Source organism: Paenibacillus sp. WLX2291 (assembly GCF_046603665.1).
Taxonomy (GTDB): domain Bacteria; phylum Bacillota; class Bacilli; order Paenibacillales; family Paenibacillaceae; genus Saccharibacillus.
The window spans coordinates 1,341,547-1,354,131 of the sequence record NZ_CP176755.1 but is presented as its reverse complement, the minus strand read 5'-3'; the positions used below and the strand labels follow the sequence as shown (position 1 = coordinate 1,354,131).

Genomic DNA, 12,585 nt, shown 5'->3' with positions numbered 1-12,585 from the left:
TCGACACATTCCAGGTATATGCTAGAACTATAGCTTTCATCTTATACAACAGACGCAGCCTTTCGTAATGGATCCCATTGAGAGTCTGCGTTCTGTTTTGAGATTGACTATCTTGTTATTGCAGACTGGTGAAGGGTTCATGTAGTTTCAGAATACGTTACTCTCAAAATATGTAGTTATACTTTTTATTAATTTACCTTTTATTTAGTATTGCAATCATCTTTATTCTATGGTATTATGTATTCATAAGGGAACACCAAGACATTACTAACAAGATGAATACTTAATAAATATAAACAAAAGAGGAGATATTATCATGAGTTCAAAATTTAACAAAATCCTGTTGTCCGCCACTTTAGCTGCAAGTCTGGGTGCCATCGCTGTAGCCGCTCCAATCGGAGGCAGTCACGCTTACGCTGCAACAAGCGATCAATCCAATGCTGACAAACGCAAAGACAAAGAAGAGCAACGCGCAGATAACGCTGCATTCCTGGCTGCACAAACTGCTGAATTCAATCGTCTGTTCGGTACAGAAGAAGAAACAACTCCTGCTGAACAACCTGCTACAACAACACCAGCTACTTCAACTGAAACATCCAACAACGTCACTGTTGTCGTTCCACAAGGTGCCAGCCTTACTGAAATCGCTGCTCAATACGGTATCACTGTAGACGAACTGGTTGCTGCCAACAACCTGCTGCCTGCTGGAACTCAACTGACTATCCCGCAAAAATAAGAATATTTGAACGGAACAAAACCCATCTCATCCATGAAATAGATCGTTCAGCTTGCCCCCATCAAACTGAACAACGAAATCCAACTGTAATATTCGACATTCAAGCTATACCCATACACGATTGGAAAGTTCCCCCTTTCAAAATCGGCCAAGCTATAGATTCCGGCAAGCATCTGCCAAATGCCTGCCGGACACCATAAAAAGCTGACACCCTCCCCTGAGTGTCAGCTTTTTTGTATGCATATAAGGATTCAAAATAAGTAGAACAATAGATAAGATAATCTCATATTATTCGATCGCAACTAGAAAGAATTTTCTATATTCCATTCATCATTTAACTTCTTGTTTTATTATGCACTTTATATTTTAAAATAATTTCTGTCATTACTATACTTTATTAAAAATATCCAAAATTGCATTTCCGTACTTTTCTAATTTGGATTTACCAAATCCTTTAACTTTTAACAACTCTTCTTCTGTTCGAGGATATTTTTCGATCATATCTTCAATTTCAGCATTATTGAAAATTATATAGGCTTTAATTTTTTCTGATCTCGAAGTTTGAAGTCGATATTTTTTTAACTCTTCTCGCAATTGCTGTTCATCTTTCTTTTTATATTCTTCCTTTAGTAGTTGATACTTAGCATTTAAATTCATATCAATTGGAGTATTTAATTTAAGAAGTAAATTAGAAATATTGACCATATGCTTTTCAGCAAGATTAAAAGAATTGATTTTATCGTTATGATATTTCTCAAGCGTAGATTTTATTTGATCACATTTTATTATCATAGTATCAATCTCTGAGGAATATTTATATTTATGAATGATGGTTTTTGGATTGGCCATAACCACAAGCGATAAGATAGGCATATCGTTAATTTTCAGTTCTTTTGACAATATATGTTTAAGTATGTCAACATGTCTTCTATTTTGAGTTATTGGACTATAAATACCTTCTTTATATTCCTTTCCTAAACGATTTCTCATTATTCTTGTAAAGTTGCCCTCATTATCAATTGAAATATTGCCGCTTAATTTTTTTGTTTCTAAAATACAAATGAACTTATTTGAAATTATAACAAAGTCAAGTTGAGCTATGTAATCCTCATAACTCACTCTTACATCATGTAAACACAACATAGGTATAAACGAATTTTTCAATTCAAAATAAACATTATTCTCACCATCAATCCCATATTTAAGGAGCTTTATATCCTTCTCAATTTTATCCTTCTTTTCCCCTTCAGTCACTTTATTTAATAATTCGTTAAGAGCAAGTAATTGTTGATTTTCTTTAGAAAATTCTTTAGTGAATGTCGGACTTTGAATTGTTCGCTTTTGACTAAATATTTTTTTTAATATGGACATATTTTACTCTCCTTAATCTTGGTATTTATTAGTCTTTTAGTAGGATTTTATAAAAATAGGTAGTAAAATTATACCATATATTTTTCAATTTCATACTACTACTATGTACAATATATTTAAAGAAGCACAAAAAAGACTCTCCTGATGATTCAGGAGAGTCTTTTTGCAATTGCAGAGGTTGGAGCGGTGATGCCGAAAGGATTCAAGAGAATCCTTTCATTACATCATGCCACCCATTCCGCCCATACCACCCATGTCAGGAGCCGCAGCGCCTGCTGGTTCTGGTTTGTCAGCGATGACAGCTTCAGTAGTCAGGAACATTGCTGCTACGGATGCTGCGTTTTGCAGAGCGGAGCGTGTTACTTTGGCAGGGTCAACGATACCTGCTTCAAACATGTTTACCCACTCGCCGGAAGCGGCGTTGTAACCAATGCCTACTTCTTCTTTTTTCAGACGTTCCACGATTACGGAACCTTCTTGACCAGCGTTCGCTGCAATTGTGCGAATTGGCTCTTCCAGAGCGCGCAGGACGATGTTTACGCCTGTTTTCTCGTCGCCTTCTACATTCACAGCAGATACCGCGTTATATACGTTCACGAGGGCAGTACCACCACCGGATACGATACCTTCTTCAACCGCAGCGCGAGTTGCGTTCAGGGCGTCTTCGATGCGCAGTTTGCGCTCTTTCAGTTCGGTTTCGGTTGCAGCACCGACTTTGATTACTGCTACGCCGCCAGCAAGTTTCGCCAGACGCTCTTGCAGTTTCTCTTTGTCGAACTCGGAAGTTGTTTCTTCCAGTTGCGAACGGATTTGGCTAATACGTGCATCGATGTCGGCTTTGTCGCCAGCACCGTCTACAACGATTGTGTTTTCTTTGGTTACGCGCACTTGACGTGCAGTACCCAGTTGGTCGATGGATGCAGATTTCAGATCCAGACCGAGTTCTTCCGTGATCACTTGACCACCTGTCAGTGCAGCGATATCTTGCAGCATCGCTTTACGACGGTCACCAAAGCCAGGAGCTTTCACTGCTACTGCGTTGAATGTACCGCGCAGTTTGTTCACAACGAGCATAGCCAGTGCTTCGCCTTCGATGTCTTCAGCGATCAGCACGAGTGGTTTGCTTTGTTGTACGACTTTTTCCAGCAACGGCAAGATTTCTTGCGTATTGCTGATTTTTTTGTCAGTGATCAGAATGTATGGGTTGTCCAGAACGGCTTCCATTTTATCCGTATCGGTGATCATGTATGGAGAGATATAACCACGGTCAAATTGCATACCTTCTACAACTTCCAGTTCGGTTGCAAATCCACGGGATTCTTCTACGGTGATAACGCCGTCGTTGCCGACTTTTTCCATCGCTTCAGCAATCAGTTGACCAACTTCATCATCGGCAGCGGAGATTGCCGCTACTTGTGCGATGGATTGTTTGTCTTCAACGTGACGAGAAATGCTTTTCAGTTCTTCAACTGCTGCACGAACGGCTTTGTCGATCCCTTTGCGGATTACCATTGGGTTCGCACCAGCTGTTACGTTTTTCAGACCTTCGCGAATCATCGCTTGAGCCAGAACGGTTGCAGTTGTTGTACCGTCACCAGCAACATCGTTTGTTTTGGTTGCTACTTCTTTGACCAGTTGCGCACCCATGTTCTCGAATGCGTCGTCCAGTTCGATTTCTTTGGCGATGGTTACACCATCATTCGTGATCAGCGGGCTACCGAATTTTTTCTCCAGAACCACGTTGCGACCTTTTGGACCGAGTGTTACTTTTACTGCATCTGCCAGGGCATCCACACCACGAAGCATGGAGCGACGAGCGTCTTCACTGAATTTAATGTCTTTAGCCATTTGAACAGTACCTCCTCAGTATGATGGAAAAATAGGGTTCAATCTTATGATGAGACATGGATATTTTGCGTGAGTAACGAGCCGGATTCAAGCAACGGCTTGAACCATCTATGTGCAACGTAACGGGATTAGCCGATAATTGCGTGAATATCGCTTTCTTTCATAATCAGATATTCTTTACCTTCGAACTTGATTTCTGTACCGGCATATTTGGAGAACAGTACGCGGTCGCCTTCTTTTACTTCCAGCGGAGTGCGCACGCCGTCTTTCAGCAGACCACTGCCTACAGCAATGATTGTGCCTTCCTGTGGCTTTTCCTTAGCGGAATCTGGAAGCACGATACCGAATGAAGTCGTTTCTTCCTGTTGACTCGCTTCTACCAATACACGTTCACCTAAAGGTTTGATCATGAAAAATAGCCTCCTTAATTTGAATGATTCGTTATAGCAGGTAACGATGTACCTATGTATTAGCACTCAACAGCGTGTAGTGCTAACAACCAACTTTATGATACTCAACTTGAGCGACGATTTCAAGTCCCTTTGTGTAAAATTCAATCCAGACGCGCAAAAATAATGCAAGACCATTGCGATAATAGCTACTCTACCACAGTAGAAAGATGCTATACGCAATGGTCTTTTTTTATTTCATGTCTTATGGATGTACTCATTTGACTTCGTGATCAGATTCAGCTACATTCGTTCGCGCCGAAGCGCTACCAGCAGGAGCTGCTGCCGTTTCGAACCATTCATGCGTGTTCAGCATAACACAGTTACGATAATTGTCCTTCGCTCGATACAACGCATCGTCTGCGAGTCGATATAGCATTTCTTCGGACAATTCCATCGTTACCTGCTCTACAAAGCCGATGCCGATCGATACCGTTACATAGGGGCTGGCGGCATTTTGAGCATGTGCGATGTTCAGGTCTTCAATGCTGCGACGAATCTGCTCTGCCTGTGCGTACGCTTCCTCCAGTGGCAACCCTGCATACAAAATGGCAAATTCCTCGCCACCCAGACGGAAGGCTCTGCCCTGAGACACGGTTTGCTCCAACAGTGTAGCTCCAATGCGACGTAATACATTATCCCCTTCATAGTGACCGTACGTGTCATTGTACTTTTTATAATGATCAATATCGAGTAGTACGAAGGCGATACTGGAATGATGGATCGCCATGGACTCAATCTTGTAGCCGATCATTTCATTAAAGTAACGGCGGTTGTACAATCCGGTCAGCTCATCGGTAATGGAGATACGTTCGATCTGCTTCTTGTCGGTAATATTGTGACCGATAAAGGCGTAGCCAACAAGCTGATATGGATCAAACTCAGGTTCGATGACGATATCGAGCCATAGCTTGCTCTTATCCTTGCAAAACTGGATCAGCTCGCCTTCCCACGTCTTGCTCAGATTCATGACGAATGGCTCGATGCCATCATTGCGATACGACAATGGCTTGAAAAATTGATGTGGCTTACCGATCAACTCTTCGCGTCTATACCCCGTCAGCAAGCAAAATTCCTCGCTGACGTTGGTTACATTCCCATACAAATCGGTATGCACGATAATGACGTTTTTGTCGACGATGTTGAAATATTTGATCAGCTGATCGTTTTTGACTGCTAACTCTTCCGTACGGCTGGTAACGAGATGCTCCAATTCATTATACAGACTGGCATTCTCGATCGCGTATACCATTTCACGGGACAATAGATTGACCATATTCAGACGCTCGCGGGTGAAAGCACCGGTCATCAGATTATTTTCCAAATAGATGATGGCGATGACTTTGTCCTGATTGATCAGTGGCATACACAGCACCGACTTGGGCTGATGATTCGCCATATAACGCACATCGGATAAACGGTTCACCGAACGGGCATCGCTATAAATGAGCGTCTCCTGTCCAATCGCCACTTCATCAAGCGTCAACCATGGAAAATCAACGCCGCTCTGACGTTCATGATGATGCACCTGAATCTCAATCTGATCTGTCACTTCATTGTATTCGCCTTCCGCCCATAGCTCCGGTCCCGACTTCATCACCATACAGCCACGCTGCGCACCGGCGTTGATGAGCACGATATGCATAATATTGTGCAGCAATTGATCCAGCTCGATCTCGCGTGAGATCGTCTGAGATGCTTTGAGTAGCAGATGAATGTCGATATTCTCGGTCGAAATGCTGAGCGTCTGATCGCCATGCAGCGGCAGCCACTGGATATGCCCCATCAGATCATCGTAAGCAGCTCGCATCTCCAATACTTTGCCCTTTGCGCCCCAGACCGAATAATAGTAGGACGCTTGTTTTACATAATATGCGCCTAATTCAGGTAATTGGCGTTGCAAGTAAAAGCGCGCGGACAGCTCACTTGCAATTGCTTTGTAGCGGGTAAAATGTCCTTGCTCGCTCTGCCGCAATGCTTGATGGTAATACGTCTCTGCCTGCGCATACCGACGGTTAATGCGTAGCCACTCCGCCTGCATCATATCGTATTGTGCACGGAAATTATGGGGATGATGAGCAGACCATTTTTTCATTTTATTCAGCTCACGGCGCATACGAATACGTGCACGGCGCTGTTGATTCGTATTCATAGCGTCATAATCGGCTGCCAGATTGAGCATCGTGTAGAATGTGAACTCCTCTACAAAAGCAGAACCTGCAAGCGTACCGACGACTTTATCTGCTTTTTCCAGCAATTGTAGCGTATTGCCCTTTTGCTCAAATAGGAATGACAGTTGCAGGCGGTTAACGTAATAGATAGCAATCCCAGAGTAATATTGCGCCGCTTCCAGCTGATCCAGATACGCTTGTTCGCTGAATTGTTCATCATCCAAGGAATGAGTGGATTCCAGCTCACCTGCCAGCAGACGAAACTTCTGACGTGATAGACGAGCCGTTGCGAGTGCAGGCATATACTTGGTATTTTCGATCATCGCCAGCATGGAGTCACTTTCCAGCAAATACGTTTCAATCTCCATATTCGGATTCCACAGGTTCATATAATAGCAGGCGTGTGCCAGATACAGCATATCCCCGGATTGCAGGCTGTAATCGATCGTGCGCCGATATTGTTCCTCCAGCGTCTCCCAATCATGACTCCAGCTGTAGCAAAACAGGCTATACAGCACATGGACGAGACTACGCCACTGCAAATCGCCGAATTGGCGATTTAGATCGACCGCCAGTTTGCCATAGGCTTCGGCACCTTTCAGATCGCCCATGCCAGACAACAGCATCGCATAACCGATATATGCACCCGCCGATTCCGGTGCATTGCCGTAGCGGATCGACAGCGCAGTCTTCTTTAATACTGCCCAGCCAAACAGCATCTGTTCTCCAGAAATAAATGCTGGTGGAATAAAGCTAACTAGCAGTCGCATAATCAGCTTGATTCGCTGATCTTCCACTTCTGGTCCATCCAGCAATTCTTGCGTCGTTTTGCCCCGTAAATGGAATTTGACGGTGACTAATTCTTTGGCAACATTCGCCATACTCAAGCGGGTTGGAACGGCAAAATTCAGACACGACAGTCCGGCACGTCCAGCGGCAATCGCTTCTTTCATTAGTCCGAGATACATATAATGATTGGACTGCATCTCGTAAATGGCAGCCTGCTCTAACGCTGTATGTGCTTTGTGTAGCAATACCGTACAGGAGCGGTCAGCCGCTTCAGGCTGCTGCACCAGATACGAACATTCGCTATGCAGCAAATACAGCTCGTACGTACGCTCGTAATGCGTGTTCCAATGCGTATCCGCAGACAGCGCCATCGCCGCCTCAAGAAAACGGAGAGCTGCTTCGTAACCAAATGCTTTTTTGGCACGGCGAGCTGCTTGCATGTTCACATCAATAATCTGTTCGCGGTCGGTATCCCGTACGATCAGCTTCAATCCGCGATTGAGATGACCGGCGATATCCATAATATCCGACTGTATTTTCTCTTCTGTCCATTTATCAAGCAGCAACCAGCCTAACTGTAAATGCAAATGCTGACGCAGCTGCGGATCGATCAATTGATACAACGCCTGCTGAAGCTTATCATGCTGAAAAGCAAATTGGATATCCAGCCCGTCCAGCTCTTGTTCAGATAAGGAAGCATCATGGAGCAGATGATAACTGGAATGAAGCGGCAGTAAAATATCTTCCTGAACCGCACGCAGCAATGCTGGCATCAGCTGTTCCTTTTCGGAATGACCGATCATTTGCAGGACTTGCCAGTCAAAGCTCCGACCGATCAGAGCACCGATGCTCAGAATCAATTGAATCTCGGCAGGTAGATTTTTCATTTTTTGAATTAAATAATCAATCAGATTCTCGTTGGCAGTCATGGCGCTAATATGGGCGGCATTGTACGTCCACTCACCGTTTGGTGCATCAAAATAAAGCGCCTTTTGCTTATATAGGTCTTTTAATATCTCGTGGACGAAAAATGGATTCCCGCCCGTTTGACGATGAATGACTGGTGATAGCCATTGCAGCCGCTGCGGTGTCAATTCGACCGTCTCACCGATTAATTGCCGGACAAATGGCTCTGTCAACGGTTCCAGATGCAGCTGATGGATAAAATCCTGATCTTGAATACGTTGCAAACCAATCGACAACGGATGGGTGGCGTGCAGTTCATTATGACGATACGAAGCGATGATCAGAATGCGCTTGAGTGTCTTCGCTTCCAACAGTCTTGTAATTAACTGTACACTCGACAAATCTGCCCACTGGATATCATCCAAAAACAGCACGACTGGCTTTTGCTGCCCAGCCACACTTTCCAATAGTCGCAAAAAGGACAGGAAAAATCGGTTATTTTCTTCCAGTGGTTGCAGCGGTTCAGGCTCATCATGAGCACCGATCAATTGCTCCAACTCTGGCAACCAACGAGTCATCAAACCGGCATTTGCGCCAAGATGACTTTGTAGTGCGTGTTGTAGATCAGCACGCTCATTGGCTGGTCCATTGATCCATTGTCCGAGCAATACACGAAATGCTTCGATTAGCGCACTGTACGGAATATTTTTGTTATATTGTTCAAATTTCCCTTGGACAAAATAGCCCTTTTTACGGGAAGCAGCGGCTTGTAATTCGTTGACAAATGCCGTCTTACCAACGCCCGCCTCACCGGATACAAGCACCAGCTGTACACGTTCGTGAATACTTTTGTCCAGTGCCTGTTCCATTTGGGTTAGTTCTTCATCACGACCATATAGACGCTGTGGAATACGAAATAAAGTTGCCCGATCATCCAGCCCAATCTGGAATTCGTTATATGATGGCGAAGCCAGACACTTTTTGAGATCGGCACGGATACCGTAGGCGCTGCGATAGCGATCTTCGGGTGACTTCTCCAATAGCTTCATAATGATGTTGGATAATGCCTGCGGCACTTTACCATCGGTTTGCTCATATGGCGGGAGCGGCTTCTTGGCGATGATTGCATAGATCTGATCCATCGCCGAATGGGACGGATATGGACGAGTGCCAGTAACCATCTCATACAGCATCACACCAAGTGAGTAAAAGTCGGAACGATAATCAATATGGCGATTGATCCGCCCTGTCTGTTCTGGGGAAATGTAAGCCAGACTGCCTTCCATAATACCAGTGGCGCTATAATCCGGCTTCTCATTGCCCCAGCGTACAGACAGATCGAAGTCGATCAGTCGTAATTGGTCAGTGTCCCGATTCCAGATCAAGTTCGCCGGTTTAATATCCTTATGGATAATTTGCCGTTCATGGATGCCGCCGATAATATCCGTCAGCTTCACGGCAAGGCGCAATACGGTATGCATATCAAGACGCTGCTGCTGCATAATGCTCTTGAGCGATTGCCCGGAGATATCTTCCATCGTCAGAATCAGATAGCCGCTACGTTCTTCCAGTTGAATGGGGCGAACGACACCGGAGATCGCCGGGCTGAGTTCGGAAAGTAATTTGTATTCTTTTTTGATACGCATGATCGCTTCATAGGTCGAGGCTTTCGCACCGAGCACCTTGGCGATCACTTGCTGTCCGGAAAGATGATCGACGCACCGATAGATTGCTTTGCTGCCATGATCAGCGATTTCTTCTATCACGCTGTACTTGTGATCTTTCCATATCATTAGCGTTCCCTCACTTTATCCTGTCTGCCAGTAAGCTCAAAGTTAGGATCAAATTTAAAAATATATGCAGCGGTCAACCAGAGGATCCAGCAGTTGACGCCGAAGAACAAATAACCGAAATAACCGAGAATCGGCATTTCCGAGAAAATGTGAAACTTGTCCAGATAAGGAACGGAATACTTCCAGAAGTTCGGATTCAGCGGAATGCCTTTATTGAACCATTCACTACCAAAATTCCAAAGCTCCCAGAAAAATCCGTTAGCAACTGTGGCAATTGCAATCAGCAACATTGGTGACCAGTTACCTTCACGAATAGGCGTGAACGGTGTCCACATTTTCATCAATCCCATAGCTGCTGACAACATCGGTACAAGTGCGATCCACAAAACCCAGAACAATTCGAACGGGTAGTACCCCATTGCCAATGACAAAATCAAGCCGACAATGTAAAAGAAAATTAGCCAAGGCTTGCTCAGCTTCAGGCGTGGACCATTACTGTAGCGATCACGCAGCGCTGGGAATGTTTTCAGTAGCAAATACCATTCCACAATCGCGGGCAATACCGTCGTGTAGGAAAGGGAGAACCAGAAGATGTTGCCGAAGTTGGTGAGAATCTCATTATTAGGGTAATACCAATTTTCCATAACAAAGTAATTCAAGTATTCAAAGGCAAACCAGCTATAGCAGGATACTACTGCCAGCAGTTGTACCATATAGAGCTTGGTGGACAGCAGCGAAATGCCGTTGTTGCGCTTGTATACAATACCGTCGAGAATACAGATGAATGCCCACCAGAGCGGAACAAAGGTGTATTTTTCAAAGCCCCAGAAGATGCTCACCCGGGTCCACATAATCGCCCAGCAAATAATCAATACGGGCAATGCAGCCCAAAACCAGATCGGGAAGCCAGCCTTTTCACGCGGTTCTTTGCGTTTGGCGGGCTTTTGGAAACCGAATAGCCGCGGAAACAGCAAAAAGATCAAAATAAAAGCAGCTACACAACTGGCAGCGATAAAATATGTCAAATTGAACGGCGGGTCCGGTACTTCGGTTAGAACAGGAAATATACCGTATCCCGGCGGAGGCGCTCCCCATTTGGCGAGACTTCCAATCAACGGCAGGATAAAAATAAACGCCAAAGTAATGAGCAGTATACTTATTTTCTTCAAAATATTAACCCCTTTTTTGTCTGTGTGCTGAACTTACCTTGGACCGGCCTGCTTATGTAAAAAGCGGCAAAAGACAGCTGTTGTGTACAGCCTGCAATCCCTCCCTGCTTGTGCTCCCATTGCATATGTTTACAAAACACAGAGCTGCGAATCTCTGTCGATTAGATACCAATATGAGTGCTGTGACGATCCTTATAACTGTCGCTTATTAACTAGTTATAATCTGCCTTCGACAAAAAAGATAGTGTTTTGACGCATAATTAATAAAAAAATACTCTTCCGCGCGACAGTAGCCTACTGGCTATTCTGGACTGCGCTGGAAAAGTATTTTTTCTAATATCATTCTATTGTAAAAGTATAAAATTTATGGGAATTCGGTACCTATTTACTGGATACAAGTGAACAACAATTCCCATCATTTCCATTCATGATCCGGGTAATATTATAGCTCGCTATCATCTAATAGCTGTGCATCTCGTGCAATCTGCTTGCGATGAACAATCGTCGACAGTACTACACTCAGCTCGTACAATCCGAGCAACGGAATGGCTACCAGAATATCGGATATGAAGTCCGGGGGCGTAATGACGACCGCCACAAGCACCAGTACAAAATAGGAAACTCGCCGCAACTTACGCAGCAATGCTGGATTCACAATGCGCAGAGTAGTCAAAAACATAATCACGAGCGGCAATTCAAACAACCCTGCTACTGGAAATACGATATTCGACATAAAGGTAAAATATTGCACGACACCATACGTTTCTTCCAGCCCCATGCTACGGGTTACTTGCGATGTGAAGGTCAGTGCCATCGGAAATACAATATAGTAAGCAAACAATACACCGATCAGGAACATCAAGAATACAAACGGAATGTATCGTAGCGCCATCCGACGTTCCTGTAACAGTAAGCCCGGACTGACAAATGCCCATATTTGATATAGCGCACATGGCAGTGTTACAGCAATACCTACCACCATCGCGATCTTCATATACAAGCCGATCCCGTCCCAGAACGAGAATACATGGAAGACCAGATTCCGTGCTGTCTCTGCTGACACCAAATATTGATACACCGGTTGAGCGACGAACAATCCCAGAATCATACCTAAAAACAGCACAGCGATTACAATCATTAATCGACGGCGCAATTCGGTCAGATGGTCGATCAGCGACATTTCATTATCCGATTTATTCATGAACTCCCTCACTTCTACTTACTGGCGACATTTCATTAAAAGAAAATCCCTTCCGCCGGGGAAGGGATTCGGAAGAGCTGTACAACCGCCGTCATCAACAAAGCCCCCATCTGGCTACCGGATGGGATGGCGATTGGTATCGTACGTGTATG

Annotated in this window: 7 protein-coding genes; 1 reads left to right on the top strand and 6 read right to left on the bottom strand. The window is 44.4% G+C overall.

The window, feature by feature from the left end; genetic code table 11:
* Positions 1–316 precede the first annotated feature (316 nt).
* Positions 317–736, top strand: a complete 420-nt coding sequence (locus ACDE64_RS05800; protein ID WP_411349313.1) for a LysM peptidoglycan-binding domain-containing protein — start codon at positions 317–319, stop codon at positions 734–736.
* A 387-nt stretch (positions 737–1,123) separates the two neighbouring features.
* Here ACDE64_RS05800 and ACDE64_RS05795 read toward each other — a convergent pair whose 3' ends face one another.
* From ACDE64_RS05795 to tatC, 6 genes are all read right to left on the bottom strand, one after another.
* Positions 1,124–2,107: an NERD domain-containing protein gene (locus ACDE64_RS05795; RefSeq protein WP_411349312.1), complete on the bottom strand. Its 984-nt coding sequence runs from the start codon at positions 2,105–2,107 to the stop codon at positions 1,124–1,126.
* 219 nt (positions 2,108–2,326) lie between these two features.
* Complete coding sequence (groL, locus tag ACDE64_RS05790; protein WP_411345539.1) at positions 2,327–3,955, bottom strand: chaperonin GroEL; 1,629 nt, start codon at positions 3,953–3,955, stop codon at positions 2,327–2,329.
* Between the two features lie 128 nt (positions 3,956–4,083).
* Complete coding sequence (gene groES / locus ACDE64_RS05785; RefSeq protein ID WP_411345538.1) at positions 4,084–4,365, bottom strand: co-chaperone GroES; 282 nt, start codon at positions 4,363–4,365, stop codon at positions 4,084–4,086.
* Between the two features lie 256 nt (positions 4,366–4,621).
* Entirely contained in the window at positions 4,622–10,063 is a 5,442-nt protein-coding gene (locus ACDE64_RS05780) for a diguanylate cyclase (RefSeq protein ID WP_411349311.1), read from the bottom strand.
* Positions 10,063–11,232 (bottom strand): small-conductance mechanosensitive channel, encoded by a 1,170-nt coding sequence (locus tag ACDE64_RS05775; RefSeq protein ID WP_411349310.1) that lies wholly within the window; start codon positions 11,230–11,232, stop codon positions 10,063–10,065. Before ACDE64_RS05775 ends, ACDE64_RS05780 begins: the two co-directional genes overlap by 1 nt.
* A 442-nt stretch (positions 11,233–11,674) precedes the next feature.
* A complete protein-coding gene (gene tatC, locus ACDE64_RS05770; RefSeq protein WP_411349309.1) occupies positions 11,675–12,433 on the bottom strand; it encodes a twin-arginine translocase subunit TatC in 759 nt (252 codons plus the stop codon).
* Positions 12,434–12,585: the final 152 nt, after the last annotated feature.

Coding starts and splice junctions, on each gene's coding strand:
- tatC (WP_411349309.1), bottom strand. CDS start 12,433: ATGAATAAATCGGATAATGAAATGTCGCTGATCGACCATCTGACCGAA.
- groES (WP_411345538.1), bottom strand. CDS start 4,365: ATGATCAAACCTTTAGGTGAACGTGTATTGGTAGAAGCGAGTCAACAG.
- ACDE64_RS05800 (WP_411349313.1), top strand. CDS start 317: ATGAGTTCAAAATTTAACAAAATCCTGTTGTCCGCCACTTTAGCTGCA.
- groL (WP_411345539.1), bottom strand. CDS start 3,955: ATGGCTAAAGACATTAAATTCAGTGAAGACGCTCGTCGCTCCATGCTT.
- ACDE64_RS05780 (WP_411349311.1), bottom strand. CDS start 10,063: ATGATATGGAAAGATCACAAGTACAGCGTGATAGAAGAAATCGCTGAT.
- ACDE64_RS05795 (WP_411349312.1), bottom strand. CDS start 2,107: ATGTCCATATTAAAAAAAATATTTAGTCAAAAGCGAACAATTCAAAGT.